The sequence below is a fragment of the Pseudomonas sp. PSPC2-3 genome (genome assembly GCF_049898265.1).
GTDB classification, from domain to species: Bacteria; Pseudomonadota; Gammaproteobacteria; order Pseudomonadales; family Pseudomonadaceae; genus Aquipseudomonas; species Aquipseudomonas veronii.
In genome coordinates this window covers 15,634-42,384 of record NZ_JAFCXJ010000007.1, presented here as the reverse complement: position 1 = coordinate 42,384, position 26,751 = coordinate 15,634, and the positions used below count along the sequence as shown (strand labels likewise).

27 protein-coding genes and 1 tRNA gene are annotated in these 26,751 nt (G+C 61.2%); 17 read left to right on the top strand and 11 right to left on the bottom strand.

Going from position 1 to position 26,751, the window contains the following annotated elements; genetic code table 11:
• Positions 1 to 53 precede the first annotated feature (53 nt).
• The 3 genes from pabB (at position 54) to ACP7E3_RS16695 (ending at position 2,283) form a co-directional block, all read left to right on the top strand.
• On the top strand, positions 54 to 1,397 hold the full coding sequence (gene pabB, locus ACP7E3_RS16705; RefSeq protein ID WP_426123759.1) for an aminodeoxychorismate synthase component I: 1,344 nt from the start codon (positions 54 to 56) through the stop codon (positions 1,395 to 1,397).
• Between the two features lie 227 nt (positions 1,398 to 1,624).
• Entirely contained in the window at positions 1,625 to 1,927 is a 303-nt protein-coding gene (locus tag ACP7E3_RS16700; protein ID WP_046382411.1) for a type II toxin-antitoxin system HigB family toxin, read from the top strand.
• Positions 1,927 to 2,283, top strand: a complete 357-nt coding sequence (locus tag ACP7E3_RS16695; protein WP_017848481.1) for a helix-turn-helix domain-containing protein — start codon at positions 1,927 to 1,929, stop codon at positions 2,281 to 2,283. The genes ACP7E3_RS16700 and ACP7E3_RS16695 overlap by 1 nt, the downstream gene beginning before the upstream one ends.
• Positions 2,284 to 2,398: 115 nt before the next feature.
• Here ACP7E3_RS16695 and thrH read toward each other — a convergent pair whose 3' ends face one another.
• Positions 2,399 to 3,016, bottom strand: a complete 618-nt coding sequence (thrH, locus tag ACP7E3_RS16690) for a bifunctional phosphoserine phosphatase/homoserine phosphotransferase ThrH (RefSeq protein ID WP_017848482.1) — start codon at positions 3,014 to 3,016, stop codon at positions 2,399 to 2,401.
• Positions 3,017 to 3,168: 152 nt separating this feature from the next.
• Between thrH and ACP7E3_RS16685 the strand changes: the two genes are divergently transcribed.
• The 3 genes from ACP7E3_RS16685 to ACP7E3_RS16675 all read left to right on the top strand — a co-directional run bounded on the left by ACP7E3_RS16685 (position 3,169) and on the right by ACP7E3_RS16675 (position 6,576).
• On the top strand, positions 3,169 to 3,903 hold the full coding sequence (locus ACP7E3_RS16685; protein WP_017848483.1) for a phosphoadenylyl-sulfate reductase: 735 nt from the start codon (positions 3,169 to 3,171) through the stop codon (positions 3,901 to 3,903).
• 408 nt (positions 3,904 to 4,311) lie between these two features.
• Positions 4,312 to 5,841, top strand: coding sequence for an NCS1 family nucleobase:cation symporter-1 (locus ACP7E3_RS16680; RefSeq protein ID WP_046382408.1), 1,530 nt, complete (start codon positions 4,312 to 4,314; stop codon positions 5,839 to 5,841).
• Between the two features lie 12 nt (positions 5,842 to 5,853).
• A complete protein-coding gene (locus tag ACP7E3_RS16675; RefSeq protein ID WP_046382407.1) occupies positions 5,854 to 6,576 on the top strand; it encodes an aspartate/glutamate racemase family protein in 723 nt (240 codons plus the stop codon).
• 15 nt (positions 6,577 to 6,591) lie between these two features.
• Here ACP7E3_RS16675 and ACP7E3_RS16670 read toward each other — a convergent pair whose 3' ends face one another.
• Positions 6,592 to 7,515 carry a LysR family transcriptional regulator gene (locus tag ACP7E3_RS16670; RefSeq protein ID WP_017848486.1) on the bottom strand — a complete coding sequence of 308 codons (924 nt, stop codon included), beginning with the start codon at positions 7,513 to 7,515 and terminating at the stop codon, positions 6,592 to 6,594.
• 126 nt (positions 7,516 to 7,641) lie between these two features.
• Here ACP7E3_RS16670 and ACP7E3_RS16665 point away from each other — a divergent pair, with 126 nt between their 5' ends.
• Positions 7,642 to 8,388 carry a 3-oxoacyl-ACP reductase family protein gene (locus tag ACP7E3_RS16665; RefSeq protein ID WP_017848487.1) on the top strand — a complete coding sequence of 249 codons (747 nt, stop codon included), beginning with the start codon at positions 7,642 to 7,644 and terminating at the stop codon, positions 8,386 to 8,388.
• 18 nt (positions 8,389 to 8,406) lie between these two features.
• On the opposite strand, the gene ACP7E3_RS16660 is transcribed toward ACP7E3_RS16665, so the two are convergent.
• Positions 8,407 to 9,096 (bottom strand): HAD-IA family hydrolase, encoded by a 690-nt coding sequence (locus ACP7E3_RS16660; protein WP_017848488.1) that lies wholly within the window; start codon positions 9,094 to 9,096, stop codon positions 8,407 to 8,409.
• 90 nt (positions 9,097 to 9,186) lie between these two features.
• Complete coding sequence (locus ACP7E3_RS16655) at positions 9,187 to 10,155, bottom strand: NAD-dependent epimerase/dehydratase family protein (protein ID WP_426123755.1); 969 nt, start codon at positions 10,153 to 10,155, stop codon at positions 9,187 to 9,189.
• Between the two features lie 93 nt (positions 10,156 to 10,248).
• Here ACP7E3_RS16655 and ACP7E3_RS16650 point away from each other — a divergent pair, with 93 nt between their 5' ends.
• From ACP7E3_RS16650 to ACP7E3_RS16625, 6 genes are all read left to right on the top strand, one after another.
• Complete coding sequence (locus ACP7E3_RS16650; protein WP_046382404.1) at positions 10,249 to 11,133, top strand: LysR family transcriptional regulator; 885 nt, start codon at positions 10,249 to 10,251, stop codon at positions 11,131 to 11,133.
• A gap of 54 nt (positions 11,134 to 11,187) precedes the next feature.
• Complete coding sequence (locus tag ACP7E3_RS16645; protein ID WP_017848491.1) at positions 11,188 to 11,766, top strand: DUF4337 domain-containing protein; 579 nt, start codon at positions 11,188 to 11,190, stop codon at positions 11,764 to 11,766.
• A 77-nt stretch (positions 11,767 to 11,843) separates the two neighbouring features.
• Complete coding sequence (locus ACP7E3_RS16640; protein WP_046382403.1) at positions 11,844 to 12,503, top strand: M24 family metallopeptidase; 660 nt, start codon at positions 11,844 to 11,846, stop codon at positions 12,501 to 12,503.
• A gap of 18 nt (positions 12,504 to 12,521) precedes the next feature.
• The gene (locus ACP7E3_RS16635; RefSeq protein WP_046382402.1) at positions 12,522 to 12,875 is read left to right on the top strand and encodes a gamma-glutamylcyclotransferase family protein; all 354 of its coding nucleotides are present in this window, start codon (positions 12,522 to 12,524) and stop codon (positions 12,873 to 12,875) included.
• Between the two features lie 92 nt (positions 12,876 to 12,967).
• Positions 12,968 to 13,303, top strand: a complete 336-nt coding sequence (locus tag ACP7E3_RS16630) for a hypothetical protein (RefSeq protein ID WP_046382401.1) — start codon at positions 12,968 to 12,970, stop codon at positions 13,301 to 13,303.
• A 77-nt stretch (positions 13,304 to 13,380) separates the two neighbouring features.
• The gene (locus ACP7E3_RS16625; RefSeq protein ID WP_177029511.1) at positions 13,381 to 14,421 is read left to right on the top strand and encodes a DMT family transporter; all 1,041 of its coding nucleotides are present in this window, start codon (positions 13,381 to 13,383) and stop codon (positions 14,419 to 14,421) included.
• Here the strand turns inward: ACP7E3_RS16625 and ACP7E3_RS16620 are convergent.
• Both ACP7E3_RS16620 and ACP7E3_RS16615 read right to left on the bottom strand, forming a co-directional pair.
• On the bottom strand, positions 14,418 to 16,010 hold the full coding sequence (locus tag ACP7E3_RS16620) for a sensor domain-containing diguanylate cyclase (protein ID WP_426123751.1): 1,593 nt from the start codon (positions 16,008 to 16,010) through the stop codon (positions 14,418 to 14,420). The genes ACP7E3_RS16625 and ACP7E3_RS16620 overlap by 4 nt on opposite strands.
• Before the next feature lie 287 nt (positions 16,011 to 16,297).
• Positions 16,298 to 16,387: transfer RNA gene (locus ACP7E3_RS16615), tRNA-Ser, on the bottom strand.
• Positions 16,388 to 16,707: 320 nt separating this feature from the next.
• Here ACP7E3_RS16615 and ACP7E3_RS16610 point away from each other — a divergent pair.
• The 3 genes from ACP7E3_RS16610 to ACP7E3_RS16600 all read left to right on the top strand — a co-directional run bounded on the left by ACP7E3_RS16610 (position 16,708) and on the right by ACP7E3_RS16600 (position 19,376).
• Positions 16,708 to 17,400, top strand: a complete 693-nt coding sequence (locus ACP7E3_RS16610; RefSeq protein ID WP_108524793.1) for a crotonase/enoyl-CoA hydratase family protein — start codon at positions 16,708 to 16,710, stop codon at positions 17,398 to 17,400.
• 215 nt (positions 17,401 to 17,615) lie between these two features.
• Complete coding sequence (locus ACP7E3_RS16605; RefSeq protein WP_108524795.1) at positions 17,616 to 18,362, top strand: lysophospholipid acyltransferase family protein; 747 nt, start codon at positions 17,616 to 17,618, stop codon at positions 18,360 to 18,362.
• A gap of 42 nt (positions 18,363 to 18,404) precedes the next feature.
• Positions 18,405 to 19,376 carry a magnesium and cobalt transport protein CorA gene (locus ACP7E3_RS16600; protein ID WP_201021445.1) on the top strand — a complete coding sequence of 324 codons (972 nt, stop codon included), beginning with the start codon at positions 18,405 to 18,407 and terminating at the stop codon, positions 19,374 to 19,376.
• Here ACP7E3_RS16600 and ACP7E3_RS16595 read toward each other — a convergent pair.
• The 3 genes from ACP7E3_RS16595 to ACP7E3_RS16585 form a co-directional block, all read right to left on the bottom strand.
• Positions 19,354 to 20,097: an amidotransferase gene (locus ACP7E3_RS16595; protein WP_017848503.1), complete on the bottom strand. Its 744-nt coding sequence runs from the start codon at positions 20,095 to 20,097 to the stop codon at positions 19,354 to 19,356. The two genes, ACP7E3_RS16600 and ACP7E3_RS16595, sit on opposite strands and share 23 nt — an antisense overlap.
• An 85-nt stretch (positions 20,098 to 20,182) precedes the next feature.
• Positions 20,183 to 22,330, bottom strand: a complete 2,148-nt coding sequence (locus tag ACP7E3_RS16590; protein ID WP_426123748.1) for a 3-hydroxyacyl-CoA dehydrogenase NAD-binding domain-containing protein — start codon at positions 22,328 to 22,330, stop codon at positions 20,183 to 20,185.
• Positions 22,331 to 22,345: 15 nt separating this feature from the next.
• Positions 22,346 to 23,551 carry an acetyl-CoA C-acetyltransferase gene (locus ACP7E3_RS16585; protein WP_046382396.1) on the bottom strand — a complete coding sequence of 402 codons (1,206 nt, stop codon included), beginning with the start codon at positions 23,549 to 23,551 and terminating at the stop codon, positions 22,346 to 22,348.
• A 640-nt stretch (positions 23,552 to 24,191) separates the two neighbouring features.
• On the opposite strand from ACP7E3_RS16585, the gene ACP7E3_RS16580 reads away from it, so the two are divergent.
• Positions 24,192 to 24,998, top strand: a complete 807-nt coding sequence (locus tag ACP7E3_RS16580; protein WP_426123745.1) for a c-type cytochrome — start codon at positions 24,192 to 24,194, stop codon at positions 24,996 to 24,998.
• A gap of 1 nt (position 24,999) precedes the next feature.
• Here the strand turns inward: ACP7E3_RS16580 and ACP7E3_RS16575 are convergent, their stop codons facing one another.
• The gene (locus tag ACP7E3_RS16575; RefSeq protein WP_017848508.1) at positions 25,000 to 25,803 is read right to left on the bottom strand and encodes a transglutaminase family protein; all 804 of its coding nucleotides are present in this window, start codon (positions 25,801 to 25,803) and stop codon (positions 25,000 to 25,002) included.
• Entirely contained in the window at positions 25,800 to 26,750 is a 951-nt protein-coding gene (locus ACP7E3_RS16570) for an alpha-E domain-containing protein (protein WP_026140215.1), read from the bottom strand. The genes ACP7E3_RS16575 and ACP7E3_RS16570 overlap by 4 nt, the downstream gene beginning before the upstream one ends.
• Position 26,751: the final 1 nt, after the last annotated feature.

Here is a 26,751-nt window from a genome sequence, read left to right as displayed (position 1 = left end):
TCCTACGGGGGTCTACAATCCCCTCCCCCACGCCATCAGCTGATCCACCCCGCATGTCGACCTGTTCCGTACACCCACTGCCCTACCGGGCCAACCCCGCCGAGTATTTTGCGGCGATTCGCCATGCCCCTGGCGCGGTGCTATTGGACAGCGGCCGCCCGACCGCCGAGCGGGGCCGTTATGACCTGCTCAGCGCCTGGCCCGAAGCGACGCTGGCGGTGCAGTCTGACGAGAGCGGCAGCGAGTTCCTGCAACGCCTGCGGGAAAACCTTACACAGTTGGGTGAGGCGGCATTGCCGGCTGGCTACGAGTTACCGTTCGCCGGCGGCCTGATCGGTTACCTGAGCTACGATTTCGGCCGGCACCTGGAACATTTACCGCACCACGCGGTGGACGATCTGCACCTGCCGGACGCACGTTTTGGGCTGTATGCCTGGGCCCTGGTCAGCGATCACCAGGCGCAGACCAGCCAGTTGGTGTTTCACCCGACACTGGCCGATGGCGAGCGGCAGCGACTGATCAAGCTGTTCAGCCAGCCAGCCGCCGAGATAGCCGCCAACTTCAAGCTCCACGGCCCCATGACACCCGACATCAGCGCCCAGACCTACGCCCAGGCCATCGCCCGCATCCACGACTATATCCGCGCGGGCGACTGCTACCAGGTCAACTTCACCCAGCGCTTTCGCGCAGCGTGCAGCGGCGATCCGTGGGCGGCCTACTGCGCCTTGCGCGAAGCCTGCCCGACGCCATTTTCCGGGTTCCAGAGCCTGCCGGATGACGGCGCGGTACTGAGCCTGTCGCCGGAACGTTTCGTCAGGATCAGCCAGCGCCAGGTCGAAACCCGCCCGATCAAAGGCACCCGCCCGCGCGGCCTGACGCCTGAAGAAGACGCCGCCAACGCCGCCGAACTGCTGGCCAGCCCCAAGGATCGTGCCGAGAACCTGATGATCGTCGATCTGTTGCGCAACGACCTCGGGCGCACCTGCCGCACCGGCTCGGTGAAAGTGCCGGAGTTGTTCAGCCTGGAAAGCTACCCCAACGTGCATCACCTGGTCAGCAGCGTCACCGGCGAATTGGCTGACGACAAGGACGCCCTGGATTTGATCGCCGGCAGCTTCCCTGGCGGCTCCATCACCGGCGCACCGAAGATCCGCGCAATGCAGATCATCGACGAACTGGAGCCAACCCGCCGCGGGCTGTACTGCGGCTCGCTGGTGTACCTGGACGTGCGTGGCGAGATGGACAGCTCCATCGCCATCCGCAGCCTGCTGGTCAAAGACGGCCAGGTGTGCTGCTGGGGCGGCGGCGGGATCGTCGCCGACTCGCAATGGCAGGCGGAATATCAGGAGTCGCTGACCAAGGTGCGGGTATTGTTACAAACCCTGGAAAGCCTGTAACGCAGCGCCCTTCCTGGCGTTGGGAGGCAACGCCCGGCCGCGGAAAAAACCTGAATCAGAACCGCTGTGGACGGCCTGTGAACCGGAGGATAGCGTCCGGTTTCGACCGTCCACCCGCCATCTGTGAAGGATCACATGAAGCGATTGCTTACTCGTCAGAAAATATTTCCAAGATTGCATCTGCACTTGCCTGAGCCTAATGTCTCCCAAATTGGGAGGTCTGACTCATGCGGATAATCGCGTTCTCGACCTTACGTCTCTTCTGGGAGAGCCACCCAGCTTGTATCGACGCCAAAACACCGCTGGTCGAGTTGTATCGCCATATGGAGAAGGCTGCATACCCAACGCCGCAAGCGCTCAAGGCGGAGCTCGGAACCGCGAGCATCCTCAAAGGCAGCAGGGTTGTATTCAACGTGGGCGGCAACCGGTATCGAGTGATCATGGCGATCAATTATCAGCGTCAGCTTGGGTTCATACGTTTCGTGGGAACCCACGCACAGTACGATCAGATCAACGCGGAGACCGTGTGATGAACATCAAACCCATACATTCCCAAGAAGACCTCACCGCCGCGCTCGCACGCGTCGAACAGATATGGGAAGCGCCAATCGGCTCGCCTGAGGGCGATGAGCTGGAAATTCTTGCGGTCCTCATTGAAAAGTACGAGGCCGAACATTATCCGATGCCGCCGTCGGACCCGGTGGAAGCCATCCGCTTTCGCATGGAGCAGCTCGGCATGACGGCGCGCGACCTGGAGGCCTTCATCGGCACCAGCGGCCGGGTGTCCGAAGTGCTCAACCGCAAGCGCAAGCTGAGCCTGTCGATGATCAAGCGCCTGCATGAAGGCTTGAGCATCCCGTATGAGCGGTTGCTGGCAGGGGCTTAAGAACTCAGGCGGCTGTAAGCCCGCGCCCACATTCGACCGCGCTTCCAGAGGATAAACGCGGTCGAATGTGGGAGCGGGCTTGCTCGCGATGGGGCCGCCAACTGCGCGGAACGACTTACAGGCTCAACGGCCGGTTCGAAGCCTTGATGAACTCGTTCTTCAGCTCTTCAAACGTATGCACCGCCGGGAACTGCGGGAACTCGCGGATCACATTCTCCGGCGCATGGAACAGAATCCCGCGGTCGGCCTCGCCCAGCATGCTGGTGTCGTTGTACGAATCACCGGCAGCGATCACGCGGTAGTACAGGCTCTTGAACGACAGCACCGACTGGCGCTTGGGGTCTTTCTGGCGCAGTTGGTAGCTGACCACGCGGTCGGTTTCGTCAGTGATCAGGCGGTGGCACAACAGGGTCGGGAACCCCAGCTGGCGCATCAGCGGCTGGGAGAATTCGTAGAAGGTGTCCGACAGGATCACCACCTGGAAGCGCTCGCGCAGCCAGTTGACGAACTCGATGGCACCGTCCAGCGGCTTGAGGGTAGCGATCACTTCCTGGATATCGGCGAGCTTGAGCCCGTGTTCGTCGAGGATGCGCAGGCGTTGCTTCATCAGCACGTCGTAGTCGGGAATGTCCCGGGTGGTCGCCCGCAGGGATTCAATACCGGTTTTTTCGGCGAAGGCGATCCAGATTTCCGGAACCAATACCCCTTCCAGGTCGAGACAGGCAATTTCCACGAGACACTCCTATTTGTATTGTTCAAGTCGAGCGAGCAAAAAGACTGCCGAACTCTAGCGATTCAAGGCGGCGGCCGCAACGCAGGGCGGATTTTGATACCATCACTCTCCTATAGAGCGCTCAGCGCCACTGACCTGTAGGAACCGTCCTGATGAACCAAGCCTTCGATGTCGTTGAACTCGCCACGACCTATGCCAACAAATCTGCCCAGGACATTCTCAAGCTGGCGTTCAGCCAGTTCGGCGATGACCTGTGGATTTCCTTCAGCGGTGCCGAGGATGTGGTGCTGGTGGACATGGCCTGGAAGCTGAACAAGAACGTCAAGGTGTTCAGCCTCGACACCGGCCGCCTGCACCCGGAGACCTACCGTTTCATCGAACAGGTGCGCGAGTTCTACAAGATCGACATCGAGCTGATCTCGCCGGACCAGAGCAAACTGGAACCCTTCGTCAAAGAGAAAGGCTTGTTCAGCTTCTACAAAGACGGCCATGGCGAATGCTGCGGCGTGCGCAAGATCGAGCCGCTGCGCCGCAAGCTCTCCGGCGTGCGCGCCTGGGCTACCGGCCAGCGCCGCGATCAGAGCCCCGGCACCCGCAGCCAAGTGGCGGCGCTGGAAATCGACACGGCCTTCTCCACCCCGGAACGCACCCTGTACAAGTTCAACCCACTGGCGCAGATGACCAGCGAAGAGATCTGGAGTTACATCCGCATGCTGGAGCTACCGTACAACAGCCTGCACGAGCGCGGTTTTATCAGCATCGGCTGCGAGCCCTGCACCCGCCCGGTGTTGCCAAACCAACACGAACGCGAAGGCCGCTGGTGGTGGGAAGAAGCCACGCAGAAGGAATGCGGGCTGCATGCCGGGAATCTCATCAGCAAGGCCTAAGCGCTGACGCAGTCAACCATGTGGGAGGGGGAGCAAGCCCCCTCCCACATTTGTTTTGTGCCGAGCGTAAAAATGTACACACAAATGTAACCATCGGTGCCATTTATGTGTGCAATCCATCGACCTTCGCACCAAAACGTAACATCTCCTCTCTGCCGCTGTTTATCCTCTAAACAGAGGTTCTGCCCCGTCAAAAATAAATACCTGTTCAAACGGTCAATTTATATCGCTTTGAATTCAGTCAGTTATTTATAGAACCTATAAAAACGAAATTAACCAAGGTTTTCATAGATCGAAAACTGGCACGTATGTGGCTTAAGGTGAAGTACGCTTTGTATACAATAAATACAAAACATACATACACTTTCCCGCTGCGGCTTTGCTGCAGCAGTGCTGGAGCCTGCCGGAATGCGTACACGCCTCTCGAACACCCTCGCACTGGATCTGCCCTCCTCCGCCCTCAACCCCGAGGCCGCGAGCCCTGGCCCGCTGGTACTCAGCCCGCGCCTGCACAACCGGGACCTGGCGCCGACCAAGGTCGAAGGCCGACGCTGGGGGCGCTACAGCATCTTTGCGTTATGGACCAACGACGTACACAACATCGCCAATTACTCGTTCGCCATTGGCTTATATGCGCTGGGCCTGGGTGGCTGGCAGATTCTGTTATCCCTGGGGATCGGCGCGGCGCTGGTGTACTTCTTCATGAACTTGTCGGGTTATATGGGGCAGAAGACCGGGGTGCCGTTTCCGGTGATCAGCCGCATCAGCTTCGGCATTCACGGCGCACAGATTCCGGCCTTGATCCGTGCGGTTATTGCGATTGCCTGGTTTGGTATCCAGACCTACCTGGCCTCGGTGGTGTTCCGAGTATTGCTGACGGCGATTCATCCGGGGTTTGCCGACTATGACCACAACTCGATCCTGGGCCTGTCGAGCCTGGGCTGGGCGTGCTTTGTGACGATCTGGTTCGTGCAACTGGTGATCCTGGCCTACGGCATGGAAACCGTGCGTCGCTACGAAGGCTTCGCCGGGCCGGTGATTTTGCTGACCGTCGCTTCGCTGGCCGGTTGGATGTACTTCCAGGCCGACGGCCACATCGCCTGGTCGATCCGCGAGCCGCTCACCGGTGGCGAGATGTGGCGCAATATCTTTGCCGGCGGCGCGCTGTGGCTGGCGATCTACGGTACGTTGATCCTCAACTTCTGCGACTTCGCACGCTCTTCGCCGTGCCGCAGGACCATCCAGGTCGGCAACTTCTGGGGCCTGCCGGTGAACATCCTGGTGTTCGCCGCCATCACCGTGTTGCTCTGCGGCGGGCAGTTCCAGCTCAATGGCCGGGTGATCGAAAGCCCGACCGAGATCATCGCGGCGATCCCCAATACGTTCTTCCTGGTACTCGGCTGCCTGGCGTTCCTGATCGTCACCGTGGCGGTGAACATCATGGCCAACTTCGTCGCCCCGGCCTTTGTGCTGAGCAACCTGGCGCCCAAGTACCTGAACTTCCGCCGCGCCGGGTTGATCAGCGCAGCCGTGGCGGTGCTGATCCTGCCGTGGAACCTCTACAACAGCCCGCTGGTGATCGTGTATTTCCTTTCCGGCCTGGGCGCGCTGCTCGGGCCGTTGTACGGGGTGATCATGGTCGATTACTGGCTGATCCGTAAAAGCCAGGTCGACGTGCCGCAACTGTACAGCGAAGACCCGAATGGCGTTTATTACTACAGCCGTGGCGTGAACATGCGCGCGGTGGCGGCATTTATTCCTGCGGCGGTGATCGCCATCCTGCTGGCGCTGTTGCCGGGGTTTGCCAGTGTCTCGCCGTTTTCCTGGTTGTTTGGCGCCGGTATTGCAGGGCTGTTGTACCGGCTGATCGCCAAGCGCCAAGCGTTCTACGCTGATGTCAGCGGTGAAAGCATTGCAGTCGATAACGTCAGTCATTAAAAAGGACATTCCATGCGTATCCTCGTGGTCAACGTCAACACCACCGAATCCATCACCCAGACCATCGCCGAGCAAGCGCGGTCCGTGGCCTCGCCGGGCACCGAGATTATCGGGCTCACGCCGTACTTCGGCGCCGAATCGGTGGAAGGCAATTTTGAGAGCTACCTGGCGGCCATCGCGGTGATGGACCGCGTGATGGCCTACGACCAGCCGTTCGATGCGGTGATCCAGGCCGGGTATGGCGAACATGGGCGCGAAGGCCTACAGGAATTGTTGAATGTGCCGGTAGTGGACATCACCGAAGCGGCAGCCACCACCGCGATGTTCCTCGGCCACGCCTACTCGGTGGTGACCACCCTGGACCGCACCGTACCGCTGATCGAGGACCGCCTGAAACTCGCCGGCCTGTATCAACGCTGCGCCTCGGTGCGGGCCAGCGGCATGGCGGTGCTGGAGCTGGAAGAACACCCGCTGGCGGCCATGGAGGCCATCGTGCGGCAGGCGGAACTGGCGATCCGCGAGGACAAGGCCGAGGTGATCTGCCTGGGATGCGGCGGCATGGCCGGGCTGGACGAACGCATTCGCCAGCGCACCGGGGTGCCGGTGGTGGACGGGGTAACGGCGGCGGTGACGATTGCCGAAGGGTTGGTGCGATTGGGGTTGTCGACGTCGAAGGTCAGGACCTACGCCACCCCGCGGCCGAAGACTGTCATCGGCTGGCCGCGCAGCCGATAGAACAGGTCGCGGCGATCAAATCGCGCTGAAGCGCTGCGCCAGTCCCGCGATTAAAAACTGCTCGAGGATGAAGTCGACAAACGCCCGGGTCTTGCCGGGCAGCAGTTTGTGTTCGGCGTAGTAGAGGGAGATGTTGCCGTCATCGACGTACCAGTCGGGCAGCACCCGCACCACCGCGCCACTGTCGAGGAACGGCACTGCCATCGGCATGCTCACCAGCGCAATGCCCATCCCCTGGGCACTCGCGCAACAGGCGGCCTCCGAGTCGCTCAGGGTCATGCGCGGCTTGAGCGCCAATGGACGCTGTTCGCGCTCGCGGCTGGTCAGTTGCCAGGAGCGCACGCGGCCGGTTTGCGGGGAGCGGATCAGGATGCCCAGGCAGCGCGCCAAATCCTCGGGCGCCAGTACCGGCGGGCGTTGCGCCAGGTAATCCGCTGACGCCACCAACACCCGGTGCGCGGGCGTCAGCTTGCGTGCAACCACGCCCTGGGGCAGCTCAAAACCACCGCCGATGGCCGCATCGAAGCCCTGGCCGATCAGGTCGACCTGGCGGTTGTCAAAATGCCAATCCGGGCTGATATCCGGAAAACGCCGGACGAATTCCCCCAGCAACGGCATGACATAACGATTACCGAACACCGTGCCCATACTGACCTTGAGCGTCCCCACCGGCCGCCCCTCGGCGCTGGCCAGGTTGGCCACGGCGTTCTGAATGGTGATGAGGCTGTCGCTGACTTCGGCGAGGAACCGCTTGCCGGCTTCGGTCAGGGTCAGGCGCCGGGTGCTGCGCTGGAACAGCCGCACCCCCAGGCGCGCTTCCAGCTTGGCGACACTTTTGCCCACCGCCGCCGGGGTCAGGCTCAAGCGCCGGGCCGCTTCGGCAAAGCTGCCGCCTTCGGCGCTGCGCACAAAGCATTCGATACTGCCGAAGCTCTCCATATCCGCCCACTCTAAACTTTTGGTTTACACAGACTATAGCAATCCGGGTCTACCGACAGCGGCGGGTGAGGTCGATACTCGGCTGCATCCACAAGGCATCCCGCCTTGAACAGTGAGGAGATCAACATGACTACCCAGAACCTCAGCGGCAAAGTCGCCTTGATTCAAGGCGGTTCACGCGGCATCGGCGCCGCCATCGTCAAGCGTCTTGCGGCGCAAGGTGCGGCCGTCGCCTTTACCTACGTCAGTTCCGCCGCCAAGGCCGCAGAACTGCAGAACAGCGTGATCAGCGCCGGCGGCAAAGCCCTGGCGATTCAGGCCGACAGCGCCGATGCCACGGCGATTCGCAACGCGGTCAACGCCACGGTCCAAGCCTTTGGGCGCCTGGATATCCTGGTGAACAACGCCGGCGTGCTGGCCATCGCGCCGCTGGAAGACTTCAAACTGGAGGACTTCGACCAGACCCTGGCAATCAACGTGCGCAGCGTATTCATCGCCACTCAGGAAGCGGCCAAGCACATGGGCGAAGGCGGCCGCGTGATCAACATCGGCAGCACCAACGCCGAACGCATGCCCTTTGGCGGCGGCGGGCCGTATGCGATGAGCAAGGCGGCGCTGGTCGGCCTGACCAAGGGCCTGGCGCGGGACCTGGGGCCACGTGGCATCACCATTAACAACGTGCAGCCAGGGCCGGTGGACACCGACATGAACCCGGCGAACAGTGAGTTCGCCGAGAGCCTGATCGGGTTGATGGCGGTGGGCCGTTATGGCCATGTCGAGGAGATCGCCAGCTTTGTGGCCTACCTGGCCGGGCCGGAAGCGGGTTACATCACTGGGGCCAGCCTGACCATCGACGGTGGCTTCAGCGCATAACCGCCTGTAGGCGCCGGGTCAGGACATGGGCGGCAGGCCGTAGGCGGCGAGGTCGAAGTCCGCGAGTTTGCGGATGATCTGGTCGGCGTGGTGGTACTTGCTGTCGGCCATGGCTTCGTCGGGCACGGCGATGGCGGTCATCCGGGCCGCCTTTGCTGCGGTGACGCCGAACGGCGAGTCTTCAAACACCAGGCAATCTTGCGGCGCGATGCCCAGGCGCCGCGCGGCGGTGAGGAAGATGTCCGGCGCAGGTTTGGCGGCACCGACTTCCGGGTCGTCAGCCGTGACGATGGTGCCGAACAGGCCAAACCATTCGCGGTGCAGCGTGGTCTTGTGGCCAAAGGAGTTGCGCGACGAACTGGTGCCCACCGCAATCGGAATATTGTGCGCGTTCAGGTGCCGTACCAACGCTTCGGCGCCGGGCATGCCCAACGCCCTGGGGAAACGCTCGCTCATCAGCGGCTCACGGATTTCGAGGAACTCAGCCGCCGTGATCGGCAGGTCCAGCGCCTTGACCACGTAGTCGGCCAGGTCCTGGGCCCCGCGCCCGATGATGTGCTGTTTGATCCCCCAGTCATAGGTACGCCCGAAGCGTTCGGCGATGATCTGCGTCACTTCGGTGTAGATGCCTTCGGTATCCAGCAACAAGCCGTCCATATCGAAAATCACGGCCTTGATCGGACCGACTGCGCTACGCGGTGCATTCATCGTGACGAAACCCTGGAGGTAGGACTAAAAGGATTCAGCACAATAACGGCCACGCTTGTCGGCAGGCAACCTTTTAGGCTGTGCGCCTGATCAGGCCGGCGTGGGCAGGCAGCCCAGGCTGGTCAATGCGGCCTCCACCGCGTGCTCCAACGGCGTATGGGGTTCGTGGCCCAGGGCCGCAAGCAAGCGTTGGTTATCCATACGCAACGGGGTTTGCCACAGATAACGCATCTCCTGTATCTCGCGAAAGGTCACGACAAACGGCGCAGCCAACTTCAACAGCCACCAGGGAAATACGCCTACACGCGGTTGCAGGCCCGTCCTGCGTAACACTACGCGCTGGATCGCCTGGCTCATCTGCGTGCCATCACTGTCCACGTGCCCGGCCATATGAAAGCAGGCAAAGGCGTCGAGGGCGGCGCGGCGCTCAATCAACTCGAGCATGGTGCGCGCCACATCCGGCAGGTAGGCCCATTGGTGGGCGACGCCTGGCGCACCTGGGACGCTGACCGCGCGCACCGGTTTACCGGGTTTGACCAGGCCTTGGGAGAACCAATTGTTGGCCGCTCCGGCGCCGAAAAAATCCCCGGCACGCACGATCACTACACGAGCGCCCTCGCGGGAAGACTGAAGCAAGCGCTGCTCCAGTTGCACACGTATCGCGCCCTTGCGGGTCAGCGGGTGCTGGGGTGAGTCTTCGGAAAGCACCGGGAACGCATCCGGCCCGAAGTTGTAGACCGTGCCGGGCAACACGATGGTCGCGCGCTCGGCGATGGCGGCTGCAATGGTGTTGTCGATCATCGGCAGCACCTGCTCGGCCCAATTGCGATAGCCCGGCGGGTTCACCCCATGGATGATCACCGCGCAGCCACGGGCGGCAGCGATGACGTCCTGGCGATTGAGCGCATCGCCTTTGAGCCAGGTATAGGCGGCATTCTGGCTACGGGCCTTGGCGACATCCCGGGTCAACGCACACACCTGCCAGCCCGCCACGCTCAACTGTCGCGCCACTTCGCCGCCGATACCGCCGGTTGCACCCAATACCAGTACCTTGCTCATCACCCGCTCCCACGTTGGTTGGAGTGGCCATTCTGTTCGCAACCTGGCTATAGAGGAATTGCCGAAGACCATCCAGACGCTATACATTTACGCATGGCATTGAACATTGGTTGGGAGCTTTACCGATCGTTTCTTGGCGTACTCAAGGAAGGATCGCTGTCGGGGGCCGCACGGCAGCTCGGCATCACACAGCCCACCGTCGGTCGGCACATTGCCGCGCTGGAAACGGCCCTGGGCGTGGTGCTGTTCACTCGCTCCCCCACCGGCCTGCTGCCGACGGCAGTGGCTCACACCATGAGGGCCCACGCCGAGACCATGGAGCGCACGGCCGCCGCCCTGGAACGCAGCGCCTCCTCCCAGGGCGACGAAGTGCGCGGCGTGGTGCGTGTCTCCGCCAGTGAAGTGGTCGGCGTGGAAGTACTGCCGCCGATCATCACGCGGTTGCGCCAACAGCATCCTCAGCTCAAGGTCGAACTGGTCCTGACCAACCGCCTGAGCGACCTGCTGCAATTGGAAGCCGACATCGCCGTGCGGATGGTCCGCCCCAGCCAGGAGCAATTGCTGGCACAGCGCATCGGCCTGATCGAAGTCGGCCTGCATGCCCGCGACGATTACCTGCACCAGCACGGTACGCCGCAAGAGTTGAAAGACCTGACCGACCACGCGGTGATCGGCTACGACCGGGAAAACGCGTTTATCCGCAGCCTGGCCGTCAAAGGCTTCGAGCGCGGCACCTTCGCCCTCAGCAGCGACAGCGACTTGGCGCAACTGGCGCTGATCCGTGCCGGCGCCGGCATCGGCGGATGCCAGGTCAAGCTGGCCCAACAAGACACGCGCCTGCGCCGGGTACTGCCGGAGGCATTCGCGCTCAAACTCGACACCTGGGTCACCATGCACGAAGACCTGCGCAACAGCCCGCGCTGCCGGGCGACGTTTGATGCGCTGGTGGCGGGTTTGCAACGTTACGTACAGGATTGAGACAGCTTCGCTGAGGAACAATGAAAATCCCTCAATCCCTTCACAGCCGCCGCCATGACCGAAGCCTTCGAAGTCCCCAGCCCCCACGAAAAACACATCGAACACACTACCGAACATGCCCACGCGCGCGGTGACAATTTCGCCAGCCGCATTGCCGTGATGACCGCGCTGATGGCCACCCTTGGCGCCATGCTCAGCTACCAGGCCGGCTCCACCGAAAGCGAAGCGGCGATGGACAAGAACAACGCTGCCATTTTCAAGACCGAAGCCGCCAACCAGTGGAACTACTACCAGGCCAAATCCAGCCGGCAAAACCTGGCGGAACTGGCTACCCATATTCCCGGTGTGGACGCCGCGCATTACAAGGATGAGAGCGAGCGCTACAAGGGCCAGAAGGAAGACGTGCGCAAACAGGCCGAAAAGCTGGAGGCAACCTCACGGGAATGGGATCAGAAATCCGAAGAAGCCTTGCACCAGCATCACCGCTGGGCCCAGGCGATGACGGCGATTCAGATCGCGATTTCGTTGGCGGCGATCACGTTGTTGACGCGCAAGGAATGGTTGAAGCGCCTGTCGTATACCGCGGGCGGTGTGGCCTTGGTACTGGGCGGCCTGGCGGGGCTGCATTTCTGATAATTTCGCTTGGGCGCCCAACACCCGTCGCTATATAGTAAACCGCATAACGCTAACCACCGCACAAGGAGATACCGGTGTCCGTACTACCCAAAGAAGCCGTGGGCGCCGCCTACAGTATCGAATCCATGCGTTACGCCCAGGCCATGACCTGGCAGGCAATCGAACAACTGGCCCAACGCATCCGCCCCGGCATGCTCGAATCCGAAGCGCGCGAGTTGGGCAAACACGTCCTCGCCGACCTCGACATGCAGCGCATCTGGCACCCGCTGCTGGTGCGCTTCGGCGCCAATACCCTCAAGGCCTTCAAGCAACACTCCGACGGCGACCCGGTACTGGGTGAAAACGATATTTTCTTCATCGACATGGGCGCCGTCTGGCAAGGTCACGAAGGCGACGCCGGCGCCACGTTCACCACCGGCACCGACCCGGACATGATCGCCTGCGCCAACGCGGCCAAAGCGCTGTTCGACCGCGTGCAAGCGCGCTGGAAAAACGACCAGGTCATCGGCCTCGAACTCTACCGCTACGCCGAGGCACAAGCCCAGGCCATGGGTTGGCAGTTGAACCTCGACATCAAGGGCCACCGCGTCAGCGACTTTCCCCACGCGATCCATCGTGGCGGCAACCTCGGCGACTTCGAGCACTACCCGAATGCAGGGTTGTGGATTCTGGAGATCCAGATCGCTCACCCGAGCAAGCCGTATGGCGCATTCTATGAAGACCTCCTCGCTTAATCGTTCAAAGGAACCAGAATGGAACGCTACGCCGAATTTCCCGTGCTGTTGTTTTCCTACGGCACCCTGCAGGACAAAGCCGTCCAACTCGCCAACTTCGGCCGAGAACTGGCAGGCCAGCACGACGCCATGTTGGGCTACTCGAAAAACTGGGTAGAAATTACTGACCCGCAAGTGCTGGCCACCAGTGGCAAGACCCACCACCCGATCGTCGCGCCGAGCACCGAACAAGGCGCCAGCGTTGAAGGCATGGTGTTTCAGATTAGCGAGCAGGAGTTGGCGGCGGCGGATGCGTATGAAGTGTCCGACTACAAGCGGGTCAGCGTGGCGCTGGCATCGGGCCTCACGGCTTGGGTGTATGTGCAAGCCTGAACGACGGGCGATTGATTTCAATCTGTTACAGGAGCGTTTAGAGTATCGCCCCCGAGAATTGAATCTCGGGATTCAGTCCATGGAGTTACTCAGTGAAGTACGTCAGTAAAGTGGTTGCAGCAGCAGTTCTCGGTTTCACCCTCGCCGGCTGCACCGGCACCGCCATCAAATCCCCGCAATACGACAGCAGCCAATACACCGTGCTGGGTCACAGTGAAGCCAGCGCCACCGGCATCATGCTGTTCGGCGTTATCCCGATCGGCCAGAACAGCCGTTTCGTCCGCGCCCAGACGGCTGCCATCCAGGCAAAAGGTGGCGACGCGCTGATCAATACCGAAGTCCAGGAAAAATGGTTCTGGGCTTGGGTGCTGAGCGGTTACACCACCAAGATCTCCGGTGATGTGGTCAAGCTGAAAACTGCACACTAAGCCGGACGTTGCTCTATTTGCGCGGGATTTAACCTGAGCAAGCGACGTATCATGGGCCAACCTTTCGAGGATGGCCCATGAACCTCAGTATCCTTTACGCACTCGCCGCCGCCGCGCTGTTCGGCGCCAGCACCCCGCTCGCCAAAAGCCTCGGCCTGGGCCTCTCGCCCGTGCTGCTCGCAGGCCTGCTTTACCTCGGCAGCGGTGCCGGACTCGCCATCGTGCGCCTGATCCGCGATCGCGGCTGGACCCCAACCGGCTTGACCCCCTCCGAATGGCCCTGGCTGCTCGGCGCCATTGCGTTCGGCGGCATCCTCGGGCCCGTGGCCCTGATGTTCGGCCTGACCCGCACCTCGGGCGCCACCGCGTCGCTGATGCTCAACCTTGAATCGGTATTGACCGCGTTGATCGCCTGGCTCGTGTTCAGGGAAAACGCAGACCGTCGCATCGTCCTCGGGATGATTGCGATTGTGCTGGGTGGCGTGGCGTTGTCATGGCCCCAAGGCGGCGCCGACAGTCACGATTGGACCGGGCCGCTCGCCGTGGCGGTGGCCTGCCTGTGCTGGGGCATCGATAACAACCTGACACGTAAAGTGTCGGCCTCGGACGCATTGTTTATCGCCGGCGCCAAAGGCTTGATCGCGGGCGTGGTCAACTGCAGCCTGGCGCTGTATCTCGGCGCGCAGATCCCCGGCCTGGCGCAGCTCGCGCCGATCTTGCTGGTCGGGTTTCTCGGCTATGGCATCAGCCTGGTGCTGTTTGTGCTGGCCTTACGCGGGCTGGGCAGTGCGCGTACCGGCGCTTATTTCTCTACCGCGCCGTTCCTCGGCGCCGCGCTGGCCTTGCTGGTGCTGGGCGAGTCGGTGACCGGCGCGTTCTGGATTGCAGCCGCGCTGATGGCCGCCGGAGTGTGGCTGCACCTGACCGAGCGCCACGCCCATGCACATCAGCATGAGGCGACGGAACACGGGCATCGGCATGTCCACGATGAGCACCATCAACATGAACACCCGTTCGAGTGGGACCCGGCGATGCCGCACAGTCACCTGCATACCCATAGCCCGATCAAGCATAGCCATCCACATTTTCCGGATATTCATCATCGGCATCGGCATTAAAGGCTTGACCCGATAGCCACAGCCTCCCATCGAGCCTGCTCCGCTACCACCCGATTACGCCCGCTTTGCTTGGCTTGATACAAAAGCTGATCAGCCCTCTCCAGCACAGCGGATATCGAATCGCCACCGGGATGCCATAGCGCGACGCCCAGCGAAACGGTGATGTGCCCGACCGTTTCGATGTTGGCGGCATCGATCGAGGCACGCAGTCGCTCGGCGACATCCGTTGCAACCTGAAGCGAACTATTGGGTAACAACAATACGAACTCCTCGCCACCGACCCGACAAGGCAGGTCGTTGGACCGAGAATTCTGCTGCATGAGCCCCGCAATGGCGCGCAGCGTTTCATCGCCCACACCATGGCCAAACGTATCGTTCACGCGCTTAAAGTGATCGATGTCCATGGACACGACCGCGAACGCTTTGTCAGCATCCTGCCAGCGCAACAGAACGTCCTGCATCGCCCGGCGATTGGCCAGCCCGGTCAACACGTCGGTTTGCGCTTGCTGGTTGAGTTTGCCGATCTTTTCCTGCAGCAGGGTGGCGCCGAGCAGCAGCGCTCTGCGAATCTGCCAGCTTTCGAAATAGCGCGTCGGGATTGCGCTGATACGTTCGTAGCTGTCCGGCGAATCCAGCCGTTTGGCGCAATCGGCAAGCCTGGACAACGGCACCGAAATTCGCGCGCCCAGCCACCAGATCAACACGATTCCGAACAGCGCCAGCGGCGCGATGCCCTGCGCCACCTTGGCCATGGTGTGTCGCAGGATGGCTTGGATGTTATCGAGCGGCTGCTGCGAGATCACCCCCCAACCGCTGATGGGCACCCTGGCGAAACCGGCGAGCATTTGCACGCCATCGGCATCTATCGCCTGCAATGTTCCCCCGTCGCGACTGAGCGCCGCGTCGTCGATCAACCCCTTTCCAGCGACAGTCCCGATGTGCTCGGGATCGGAGTGATAGAGCACCCGGCGGGCGCTGTCGACAAGATAGACATGCGCCCCGTCCTTGCGCACATTGGTGTCCATCAGCGCCTGGAGCGTATTCCTCTGCTCAAGTCGGACACTGCCCCCGATCAGCCCCAGGTACTCTCCTTTCGCGTCGAATATGGGGTGGCTGACAAAGACCACCAGATTGCCAGCCATGGACTTGAACGCGTTGCTGATTATCGGCACGCGAAGGCTGAGAGGCTCGCGGTGTTGCAGCGTGCGCCCATCGAGGTGGAGGTTTTCGGGAGCCGAGGCAATGATTGTCCCCGTCGCATCGGCGATCAACACGGAGTTGAAACTGGCGTCTTGCCCAAACAGTCGCTGGGCTTCCTCCGTCAAATTCTGCTTATCACCAAACGCTTTGCCAATGACGAACGAGCTGTATTTCAATTTATCGAGGTCGGAATTGAGTACCTGCTCCACACTCCGGGCGATCCGAGAGGCGTAGGCCTTGTTCACTTCCAGCGCATTCTCGATCAACTCCTGCTTCTGAATCGCGAACGTCACCCAAAAACTGTTGGCCAGGGTTGCGATTGCCGAAAGCATTACAAAGATAAGAATCAGAATACGAAGGTTGAGTTTCGGCTTCGGTCGGGTGGTCATATTACGCAGTCCGGATGGGCGGAAGAATTGCAAACGATTCGATGCAGGATGAATCGTCCTTGTTTTCGCAGGCACCTCTTCGACCATCGTTGACCGAAGCAGCCCGTTTAACCAGCTTGGAAGCCCACCTGCCAATTCTGAACGCGCCGAGCGAGCGTGTCCGAAGGCTGACGGAAAAAAACAGCGTCAGTCCCACATTGGGCCTATATGGCCTTTTTTTTCAGCCGCAAGAAACCACAAACCCCCGACTTTCACTAGGAAAATCAGGGGTTTGTGTTTGCAGAATGTGGCGGTGAAGGAGAGATTCGAACTCTCGATACAATTTCTTGTATACACACTTTCCAGGCGTGCTCCTTAAGCCACTCGGACACTTCACCGTATCTCGTCAAACCAGTTCAGTCTGTCGAGGCGCGCTAATGTAGTCGAAAGACTTGCTGATGGCAAAGGTTTTTTTCAGAATTTTCATGCGGTTAGACCGGTATTCCGTGACGGGCCAGGCGAGGGCGATGATTCTGCCATTCTCAGGCATCGACGGCACGCGTCTGGGACGGTTGCTGCGCCCTGCCCCAGGCGGTTTATCGCCGGGTATAGAGGGAAAGCCTGACTGGCCAGTCAGTCACAGCGCTTTACCAGGCCGGGCGTGGTGAGTAACGTCTGCGCATGCACCTCTATAACAAATCCTACAAGGAACCACGTCATGAGTGAGTTGATCTCCTACCACCTGGAAGACGGTATCGCGACCCTGACCTTGAGCAACGGCAAGGTGAATGCCATTTCTCCGGCGGTGGTCAGTGCATTTAATGAAGCGCTGGATCAGGCCGAGAAGGATCGGGCGGTGGTGATCATCACCGGAACGCCGGGGATTCTGTCGGGTGGCTATGATTTGAAAGTGATGACCGCCGGTCCTAAAGAGGCGATCGGCCTGGTGACGTCGGGCTCGACGCTGGCGCGGCGCCTGTTGGCGCATCCGTTCCCGGTGATCGTCGCGTGCCCTGGGCATGCGGTGGCCAAGGGCGCGTTCCTGCTGTTGTCGGCGGATTATCGGATCGGGGTCGAGGGCCCGTTCAGCATTGGCCTGAATGAAGTGGCGATCGGCATGACCATGCACCATGCGGGGATCGAATTGGCGCGCGATCGTTTGCGCAAGTCGGCGTTTCAGCGTTCGGTGATCAACGCCGAGATGTTCGACCCGCTAGGCGCATTGCAAGCCGGCTTCCTCGACAAGGTGGTGGCGCCAGAAGCGTTGCACACCGCGGCACTGGAAGCAGCGCGGCAGTTGAAGAAGCTCAATATGAACGCCCACAAGCAGACCAAATTGAAAGTGCGCAAAGCCCTGCTCGAAGCCTTGGACGAAGCAATCATCCAGGACCAGGGCCATATTTTGAGCTAAGCCGCCTGCATGTGCCGTATCAAAGCCCGACCTTGAGTCGGGCTTTTTCTTACAAAAACAACCGACTAATCCTTGGCCGCTCTAGTCTGCCCCTGCTGGCACTTATTGAAACATGTACTTAAACATCGCCTATCTCCTACCTCTATCGGGGCAATTGCCGAATACAGTGTACATCCGTACACTGCGCCACCTTTTGTCTCGATGGTGCCGTGTCGATGCTGTTTCTGTTGCGTATGTCGTTGATGGGCCTGCACTTTATCCTCGCCGGCGGCTTAGGCGTGTTGCTGGGGATCTGTCGGCCGTTCAACCCGGACAATAGCCGTCTGTGCGCGCGCCTGTATGCGCTGCCGGCGATGCGAATACTGGGGCTGCGCGTCAAGGCCGATGTCGATTCGCTGCGCAACAAGCCCGGCAGTTGCCTGATCATCGCCAACCACCAGTCCAACTATGACCTGTTTGTGCTGGGCACCGTGGTGCCGCACCGCACCGTGTGTATCGCCAAGAAAAGCCTGAAATGGGTGCCGTTGTTCGGCCAGTTGTTCTGGCTGGCGGGCAACGTGCTGATCGACCGCGGCAATGCGTACAAGGCACGCCGTGCGATGCTCACCACCACCCGGACGTTGCAGCATAAGGACACGTCGATCTGGGTCTTCCCGGAAGGCACGCGCAACCTGGGCAAGGGCCTGCTGCCGTTCAAGAAAGGCGCGTTCCACATGGCGATTGCCGCCGGCGTGCCCATCGTGCAGGTGTGCGTGAGCAATTACGTCACCCATATGCAACTCAATCGCTGGAACAGTGGCGATGTACACATACGCTCGCTGCCGCCGATTCCTACCACCGGACTGACTGCGGATGACATCCCGGCGTTGATGCAAGCCTGCTACGCGCAGATGGATGAATGCATCAAGGCGATGGACCACGAACTGCAAAGTGCCATAACAATAGAACTCGCTTCCAGCTAAGCTGCCCAACATCTGTTCCCCTGATAAGAAGTGATCGGCACCATGGGTAGAGTTGTTGCGGCCGCGGTTTACAGTGCCGGAAAGAAAGTTACCGATATCACCCTCGACGAAGGCGCGGCCTGGGCCGCCAAACCCGGGCATTTTGTCTGGATCGGCCTGGAAGAGCCCGACGCCCGCGAGCTGGCCAACCTGCAACGCCAGTTCAACCTGCATGAACTGGCCATCGAAGACGCCCTGGAAAAACACAGCCGTCCCAAGCTGGAAACCTTCGGCGACGCACTGTTTATCGTCACTTATTCTCCGGTGCGCGAGAACGGCAAGCTGGAGTTTATCGAAACCCATATCTTTGCCGGCAACGGCTACATCATCACGGCGCGCAACGGGCACTCAGCGTCCTACGGTTTTGTGCGCCAGCGCTGTGAGGCACGGCCATTGTTGCTGGAGCATGGGGAAGATTTCGTACTCTATGCACTGCTGGATTTCGTCACCGAAAACTACCAGCCGGTCAGCGAGGCGATCCACGCCGAGATCGATGAGCTGGAACGCAACGTGCTGTGCAGCTCACTCAATGAGCACGATATCCAGAACCTCCACGGCCTGCGCCGTGACGTGCTGCGCCTGCGCCGCTACGTGGCACCGATGGTGGAGATCAGCGAAGAGCTGCAGAAGCTGAGTTTTCCATTCATTGACAAGAACATGCGCCCGTATTTTCGTGATGTACAAATCCACGTCACACGGCAGATGGAAGACCTGGCCACCCTGCGCGACATCGCCAGCCAGACCATCGAGATCGGTGTGTTGCTGGAGGCGTCGCGCCAGAGCCTGGTGCAGCGCAAGTTCGCCGCGTGGGCGGCGATCCTGGCGTTCCCCACCGCGGTGGCAGGGATTTACGGGATGAACTTCCAGAACATGCCCGAGCTGCAATGGCATTACGGTTATTTTGGCGTGCTGGGGTTCATCGCCGTAGGGTGCAGCGGCTTGTGGGCCAGCTTCAAGCGTTCGGGCTGGCTTTAACCTTGGCTTCAGGCTTGTGCGCAACGAAGCGCATCATCCACTCCGCCACGGTCACACCGTGGTGGTCGCGCTCGAGGCTAGCCACGCCATTCTTGTAGACCTTCTCGCCCAAGGTTGTCTGAAGAATCTCCAACAGCTCGCGGGAATAGTCGTGGATGAACTCGGGGTGCCCCTGGAAGCACAGCACCTGATCGCCGATGTGGTACGCCGCAAACGGGCAAAACTCGCTGGAAGCGATGACCGTGGCATTGTCCGGCAAGGTGGTCACCTGGTCCTGGTGGCTGATCAACAACGTCAGCTCCGGTACCTCAGGGCTCATCCACGGCGCCTTGGCATCGATTTTGTAATCGTGGATGCCCATGCCCCAGCCCTGGCCGGCGCGCTCGGTCTTGCCGCCTAGCAGCAACGCCAACAATTGGTGACCGAAACAGATGCCCAACAACTTGTCGCCGCGCTCATAACGGTCGAGCAGGTAGGTTTTGAGCGTCTGAATCCAAGGGTCGGTGCCAAACGAATCGGCCTTGCTGCCGGTTACCAGATACGCGTCAAACACTTCATCATCCGACGGGTATTCACCCTGCACCACGTTGTACACGACAAACTCGGCCGGGATCGGCTGCTTGGAGAACAGGCGCTTGAACATCTGCCCGTAACCTTGGTACTGATCGATCAAGCCTGGACGCAGGATATCGGTTTCCAGGATGCAGACGCGTAGCGACATAAAAAATACCTGACACGGCGATGGGAATATTGAACACCTCCAGAGCCTGCCTTGAAATGTACCTGCAAAGCAAGCCCCGCATCGTTCACCGAAATACTTCACCCTGTGCGGCTTTCTGCAGCAACAACGCCGGCGGCGAGAAGCGCTCGCCATACTGCTCGGCCAGGTAGCGCGCCCGTGCAATAAAGTCGTTCAAGCCGTACTGGTTGATAAATTGCAAAGCGCCACCACTCCACGCCGCGAAGCCGATACCGAAGATCGAGCCAACGTTGGCGTCCGCGGTGGACATCAACACGCCCTCCTCCACGCAGCGCACGGTTTCGATGGCCTGGATAAACAACAAACGGTCGCGCACGTCCTGCGCTGAAATGCGTTGGTCGGGGCGTTCGAAGCGGCTTTTCAGTTCCGGCCACAAATACTTCGGCCCACCTGCGGGGTACTCATAGAAACCGCCCCCCGCCGCCTTGCCCATGCGCTGGTATTCGTTGACCAACAGATCAATCACCTGCGTCGCCGGATGGGTTGGCACGGCTTTACCTTCGGCCTGCAGATCCTTGGCTGTCTGCTGTCGGATATGGCTCATCAGGCTAAGCGACACTTCGTCGGACACCGCCAGCGGTCCCACCGGCATACCGGCCTTGCGCGCTTCGGTCTCGATCATCGGCGCAGCCACGCCTTCGCCGAGCATGGCAATGCCTTCGTTGGTGAACGTGCCGAACACCCGTGAGGTGAAGAAGCCGCGACTGTCGTTGACCACAATCGGGGTTTTCTTGATTTGCAGGACGAAGTCGAAACCACGGGCCAGGGTTTCGTCCGAGGTCTGTGTACCCTTGATGATTTCCACCAGGGGCATCTTGTCCACCGGGCTGAAGAAATGCAGGCCGATGAACTTGGTCTGATCCGGCACCGCCGTGGCCAGGCCACTGATAGGCAAGGTGGACGTGTTGGAAGCGATCACCGCGTCCAGGCCGACCACGTTTTGCGCGGCCGCAGAGACTTTGGCCTTGAGCTCACGGTCTTCGAACACCGCTTCGATGATCAGGTCGCAGCCGGCCAGGTCGGCGTCAGACTGCGTAGGATGGATACGCGCCAGAGTGGCTTCGCGCTGCTCGGCGGTCAATTGCCCACGGCTGACCTTCTTGTCCAACAGTGTGGCCGAGTGCGCCTTGCCTTTCTCGGCGGCTGCGAGGTTGATGTCCTTGAGCACCACTTCAACGCCTGCACAGGCGCTGACATAGGCGATCCCCGCGCCCATCATTCCGGCACCGAGCACGCCGACCTTGCGCGTCAGGTAAGGCGCAAAACCCTCAGGGCGCGAACGCCCGGCGTTGATGTCATTGAGCTGGAACCAGAAGGTGCCGATCATGTTTTTCGCCACCTGCCCGGTGACCAATTCGGTGAAGTAGCGGGTTTCGATCAGGTGCGCGGTGTCGAAATCCACCTGGGCACCTTCCACCGCCGCGCAGAGAATTTTCTCCGGCGCCGGCAAGCAGCCATTGGTTTTGCTGCGCAGGATCGAGGGCGCGATGGCGAGCATCTGCGCGACTTTCGGGCTGGACGGCGTGCCTCCGGGGATCTGGTAAGCCTTGTTGTCCCAAGGCTGCGCGGCGTCGGGGTGGGCGAGAATCCAGGCGCGAGCCTTGGCCAGCAGTTCGTCGCGATCCACTGCCAGCGCGTCGATCAGGCCCGCCTGCAGGGCCTGCCGTGGGCGGATCTTCTTACCTTCGAGCAAATACGGCAGGGCTTTTTCCAAGCCCAACAGGCGCACCATCCGCACCACACCACCGCCGCCCGGCAGCAGGCCTAGGGTGACTTCCGGCAGCCCCAGTTGTAGCGACTGGTCGTCCAGCGCGACCCGATAGTGACACGCCAGGCAAATCTCCCAGCCGCCGCCGAGGGCCGCGCCATTGATGGCGGCGACCACCGGTTTGCCAAGGGTTTCCAGGCTGCGCAGTTGCGCCTTCAGTACCCGCACACTGTCGGAAAATTCCTTGGCGTGGGCCTTGTCGACCTTGATCAGTTCATTGAGGTCGCCACCGGCAAAGAACGTCTTCTTCGCCGAGGTGATAACCACGCCGGCGATCCCGTCCTTTTCCGCTTGCAGCCGCGCCACGGTGGCCGCCATGGCCTCGCGGTACACAGCGTTCATGGTGTTGGCGCTCTGGCCGGGCATGTCGAGGGTCAGGACCACGATCTGGTCCTGGCCTTTTTCGTAACGAATGGCTTGGGTCATGACAATTCCTTGGGCTCAGAGGCGTTCGATAATGGTGGCGATGCCCATGCCACCGCCGACACACAAGGTGGCCAGGCCGTAGCGTTGTTGGCGCACTTCCAGTTCGTCGAGCAAGGTGCCGAGGATCGCGCAACCGGTAGCGCCCAGCGGGTGGCCCATGGCGATCGAGCCGCCGTTGACGTTGACCCGGGCGGCGTCGATGCCCATGTCTTTGATGAACTTGAGTACCACCGAGGCGAACGCCTCGTTGACCTCGAACAGGTCGATGTCTTCGACGCGCAGCCCGGCCTTGGCCAACGCCTTGCGCGTGGCTGGCGCCGGGCCGGTGAGCATGATGGTAGGGTCGGTGCTGGTGACCGCCGTGGCGACAATCCGCGCCCGCGCTTGCAGGCCCAGCTCGCGGCCCTTGGCCTCGGAGCCGATCAACATCAACGCGGCACCGTCGACGATACCGGAGCTGTTGCCGGGGGTGTGGACATGGTTGATCCGCTCGACATGGCTATAGACCCGCAGCGCGGTGGCGTCGAAGCCCATCTGCCCGATCATCTCAAAGCTGGGCTTGAGCTTGCCCAGGCCTTCGAGGGTGGAGTCGGCACGGATAAATTCATCGTGGTCCAACAGCACAAGGCCGTTCTGGTCCTGCACCGCGATCAGCGACTTATTGAAGGAACCGTCTGCGCGCGCCCGGGCCGCTTTCTGCTGGGAATGCAGGGCGAAGGCGTCGACGTCCTGACGACTGAAGCCTTCCAGGGTCGCGATCAAATCCGCGCCAATGCCCTGGGGCGTGAAATGGCTGTGCAGATTGGTTTGCGGATCGAGCACCCAGGCGCCACCATCGCTGCCCATGGGCACGCGGGACATCGACTCGACGCCACCGACCACCACCAGGTCTTCGAAGCCGGAACGCACTTTCATCGCGCCCAGGTTCACGGCCTCGAGGCCCGAGGCGCAGAAGCGGTTGACCTGGACACCGGCGACGCTGACGTCCCAGTCCGCCACCAGCGCGGCGGTCTTGGCGATGTCGGCGCCCTGGTCGCCCACGGGGGTGACGCAGCCGAGGACGATGTCATCGACCTGGCGGGTATCGAGGTCGCTGCGCCGGGCCAGCGCCGTCAACAAACCCGCCACCAGGTTTACCGGCTTGACGCTGTACAAGGCACCGTCGGCCTTGCCTTTGCCCCGGGGCGTGCGTATCGCATCAAAGATCAAAGCTTGGGTCATGACATCCTCGAACCGCTGTGCATGTGTGCCCTTACCTTAGGCCCGATTGACACGGTTTCAATGACGGATGCGCTCATTGCGTTTGACCCCCTCGCTCGGACGAACGGTAGCAGATGAGTGCAACCGTTTGATTAATCGTTTTAGCGGTCTAGCCAAGGCATTGGCGCCAAGATGGCGATAGGCCTCATACCTTTTTCAGTAAAAAATATGACAAGTTGATATGAAATGGATCTAAGCCACGCAGAACGAGGGCTCTAAGGTTCACTCAGTAGGAAGTTGCTGCCGGGTTTTGCTGGAGCAGCTGTAAGAAAAGCGACACGTCACGTTGCGATACTGAAATAAACCGGCACGCATTTGACGCTCAGGAATAACAACAAAAGGCAGTCAGCCATGTTCAAGCATTCGAAAATACGTCAGGCGGGACTTATTCTGTTCGCCACCACACTGATTCTGATCTTGCCCAACCTGACCAAGGTGCTTGGGTGACGAATCACACGCGCCATTCTGTACATCAGGCTTGCAGTTTTTGGCAGCTCCTGCGAGGACATTGCGTATAGCGGTCCTGTTGCAGGGGCTGCCGTTTTGCCTGGGAATTTTCCGGTATCTTAGGCGCCACTTCTTCTCGCACCGGGCCTCTCTCTTGAAATCGATCCTCGCCCTCTTCGCCTTGTTCCTCGCCCTGCCCGTTGCCGCCGCGCAGTTGACCATCGAGCTGGACCACACCAGCAAGACCTGGCAGACCGAAGACCTGCTCAAGCACCCCGATGCACAGACGGTGCCTATCGTTGATGACATTTCCTACAAGCGAAGCATGACGTATCGCGCAGTCCCACTGGCGGTACTCCTACCGGGTCTGCAGACGGAAAACCATCTGCAGGCCATCGCGCTCGACGGGTTCGCCGCCGAACTGAGCGCCGCGCCTTTGCTGGAAACACACGGCGCCCGCGCCTGGCTGGCGGTGGAAGATCCCACCGATCCGTGGCCCGCGCTGGCCGCCGACAAGCCGAGTGCCGGGCCGTTCTACCTGGTGTGGACGAACCCTCAGGCCGGGCACATCAGCCCCGAGCAATGGCCGTTCCAGATCTCCGGGATCAAGCAGTTGAAGACGGTTGCCGAGCGTTTTCCGGCGTTGTTGCCCGATCCGAAGCTGGGTGCGAATGATCCGGTCAACCAAGGTTTTGCGCTGTTCCAGAAAAACTGCCTGGCCTGTCACCGCCTCAATGGGGCTGGCGATGCACAGGTAGGGCCGGACCTGAACCTTCCCTACAACCCCACCGAATATTTCAGCGGCGATTTCCTCAAGCGCTATATCCGCGACCCACAAAGCCTGCGGCGCTGGCCCCAAGCGAAAATGCCAGCCTTCGCCGCCGGCGTGTTGCCCGACAGCGAGCTGACGTTGCTGGTGGGGTATTTGAAGCATATGGCCGGGCGTAAGCAGCAGCCCTGAGCTATTGCTGCTGCACCGAAACCAGCGGCGTCGGCGCCACCGACACCTTGGCATGCATCTGCTCATGCCCGCCGCCGCGCCGCATGCCGCGTACCGGGCAGGCGTCCAGATAATCCAGGCCCACGGCCAGTTTCAGGTGCCGCTCCGGCCGCGCCAGTTGGTTGGTCACGTCAAAGCTGTACCAGGCGTCGTCCAGCCAGGCTTCGGCCCAGGCGTGACTGGCCAGGTGCGTGCTGTCCTCGGTGTACAAATACCCCGACACATACCGCGCTGGAATCCCCAGGCTGCGCGCGCAGGCCAGGAACGCATGGGTGTGGTCCTGGCACACCCCCGCACGCCCCGCGAAGGCCTGCGCGGCGCTGGTGTCGACCTCCGTGGCGCCGGGCGTGTAGACCATCGAGTGGTTGAGCGCGTGCATCAGGTCGATCAAGGCGCTGCGGTCGCGGCGCTGATGGCAATGCTGCTCGGCAAAGCGGCGCAGGGCTTCGTCGGGCTCGGTCAGCCGCGTACTGCGCAGGAACGGGTAGGCGGACTGGCTCTCGTGCTCAGCCTCGCGCAACTCGTCGATATCGACTTGGCCCCGGGCGCCGATGATGATGGCGTCGTGAGGCTCGTCCAGGGTCAGCACATGCAGGATATTGCCGAACGGGTCGACCTGGGCGCGCACCGGACGCGGTAGATCCAGTTGCCAACTGAGTACGTGCTGGCGTTCGCTGTCGTGGGGCGTAAGGCGCAGGTACTGGATGCTGGCGCGCACCTGATCGTCGTAGTGGTAGGTGGTTTCGTGGCTGATGGAGAGTCTCATGCCGCCTCCAGGTAGGAACTGTAGATGGCGTCGCCCAACTGGCGGACCAAGGGAATAAAGTCGGTCAGCCAGGCATGCAGGCCTTCCTCGAGGATTTCGTCGATGGCGGTAAAGCGCAGGCGCGCATCCATTTCGGCGGCCAGGCGCTGGGCCGGGCGGCCGTTGAGGCCGGGCAGGCTGGCGAGGATCTGGTCGATCTCTTCGCTGCAGGCCCGCAGCGAACGCGGCACATCGGCGCGCAACAGCAACAGCTCCGCCACTTGCCGGGCGCCGGGGGCGTCGCGGTAGATCTCGGTGTAGGCCTCGAACGACGACAACGCACGCAACAAGGCACTCCACTGGTAGTACGCGTGGGCCGTGCCATCGCTGACCGCTTCGGCCTGGTCGCCAGCCATTTCATAGCGTGCGTCCAGCAGGCGCAGGGTGTTGTCGGCGCGCTCGATGAAAGTGCCCAGACGGATAAAGCGGAAAGCATCGTTGCGCATGATCGTGCCGTAGGTGGCGCCGCGAAACAGGTGCGAACGCTCCTTGACCCACTCACAGAACCGGCTCATGCCGTAGCGGCTCAAGCCTTGCTGGGCGATGTCGCGGATATCCAGCCAGGTGGCATTGATGTTTTCCCACATGTCGGCCGTGATTCGCCCACGCACCGCATGGGCGCTGGCCCGCGCAGCACCGAGGCAGCTGTAGATGCTGGCCGGGTTGGCCGCGTCCAGGGCGAAAAAGTGCAGCAGGCGTTCGGCGTGCAGCTCACCGTGTCGCGCGTGGTAGTCGTCCAGCGTGCCGGTGATCAGCAACGGCATGGCCAGTTCATGCAGGCCGTCGCCGCGCCCGTCCTGGGGCATCAGCGACAGCGAATAGCTGACGTCGAGCATGCGCGCGAGGTTTTCCGCGCGTTCGAGGTAGCGCGACATCCAGTACAGATCCGAGGCAGTTCTACTCAACATG

Excerpts from the sequence above, each read along its gene's own strand:
- pabB (WP_426123759.1), top strand. The coding sequence starts at position 54 with ATGTCGACCTGTTCCGTACACCCACTGCCCTACCGGGCCAACCCCGCC.
- ACP7E3_RS16700 (WP_046382411.1), top strand. The coding sequence starts at position 1,625 with ATGCGGATAATCGCGTTCTCGACCTTACGTCTCTTCTGGGAGAGCCAC.
- ACP7E3_RS16695 (WP_017848481.1), top strand. The coding sequence starts at position 1,927 with ATGAACATCAAACCCATACATTCCCAAGAAGACCTCACCGCCGCGCTC.
- ACP7E3_RS16685 (WP_017848483.1), top strand. The coding sequence starts at position 3,169 with ATGAACCAAGCCTTCGATGTCGTTGAACTCGCCACGACCTATGCCAAC.
- ACP7E3_RS16680 (WP_046382408.1), top strand. The coding sequence starts at position 4,312 with ATGCGTACACGCCTCTCGAACACCCTCGCACTGGATCTGCCCTCCTCC.
- ACP7E3_RS16675 (WP_046382407.1), top strand. The coding sequence starts at position 5,854 with ATGCGTATCCTCGTGGTCAACGTCAACACCACCGAATCCATCACCCAG.
- ACP7E3_RS16670 (WP_017848486.1), bottom strand. The coding sequence starts at position 7,515 with ATGGAGAGCTTCGGCAGTATCGAATGCTTTGTGCGCAGCGCCGAAGGC.
- ACP7E3_RS16665 (WP_017848487.1), top strand. The coding sequence starts at position 7,642 with ATGACTACCCAGAACCTCAGCGGCAAAGTCGCCTTGATTCAAGGCGGT.
- ACP7E3_RS16660 (WP_017848488.1), bottom strand. The coding sequence starts at position 9,096 with ATGAATGCACCGCGTAGCGCAGTCGGTCCGATCAAGGCCGTGATTTTC.
- ACP7E3_RS16655 (WP_426123755.1), bottom strand. The coding sequence starts at position 10,155 with ATGAGCAAGGTACTGGTATTGGGTGCAACCGGCGGTATCGGCGGCGAA.
- ACP7E3_RS16650 (WP_046382404.1), top strand. The coding sequence starts at position 10,249 with ATGGCATTGAACATTGGTTGGGAGCTTTACCGATCGTTTCTTGGCGTA.
- ACP7E3_RS16645 (WP_017848491.1), top strand. The coding sequence starts at position 11,188 with ATGACCGAAGCCTTCGAAGTCCCCAGCCCCCACGAAAAACACATCGAA.
- ACP7E3_RS16635 (WP_046382402.1), top strand. The coding sequence starts at position 12,522 with ATGGAACGCTACGCCGAATTTCCCGTGCTGTTGTTTTCCTACGGCACC.
- ACP7E3_RS16625 (WP_177029511.1), top strand. The coding sequence starts at position 13,381 with ATGAACCTCAGTATCCTTTACGCACTCGCCGCCGCCGCGCTGTTCGGC.
- ACP7E3_RS16620 (WP_426123751.1), bottom strand. The coding sequence starts at position 16,010 with ATGACCACCCGACCGAAGCCGAAACTCAACCTTCGTATTCTGATTCTT.
- ACP7E3_RS16610 (WP_108524793.1), top strand. The coding sequence starts at position 16,708 with ATGAGTGAGTTGATCTCCTACCACCTGGAAGACGGTATCGCGACCCTG.
- ACP7E3_RS16605 (WP_108524795.1), top strand. The coding sequence starts at position 17,616 with ATGCTGTTTCTGTTGCGTATGTCGTTGATGGGCCTGCACTTTATCCTC.
- ACP7E3_RS16600 (WP_201021445.1), top strand. The coding sequence starts at position 18,405 with ATGGGTAGAGTTGTTGCGGCCGCGGTTTACAGTGCCGGAAAGAAAGTT.
- ACP7E3_RS16595 (WP_017848503.1), bottom strand. The coding sequence starts at position 20,097 with ATGTCGCTACGCGTCTGCATCCTGGAAACCGATATCCTGCGTCCAGGC.
- ACP7E3_RS16590 (WP_426123748.1), bottom strand. The coding sequence starts at position 22,330 with ATGACCCAAGCCATTCGTTACGAAAAAGGCCAGGACCAGATCGTGGTC.
- ACP7E3_RS16585 (WP_046382396.1), bottom strand. The coding sequence starts at position 23,551 with ATGACCCAAGCTTTGATCTTTGATGCGATACGCACGCCCCGGGGCAAA.
- ACP7E3_RS16575 (WP_017848508.1), bottom strand. The coding sequence starts at position 25,803 with ATGAGACTCTCCATCAGCCACGAAACCACCTACCACTACGACGATCAG.
- ACP7E3_RS16570 (WP_026140215.1), bottom strand. The coding sequence starts at position 26,750 with ATGTTGAGTAGAACTGCCTCGGATCTGTACTGGATGTCGCGCTACCTC.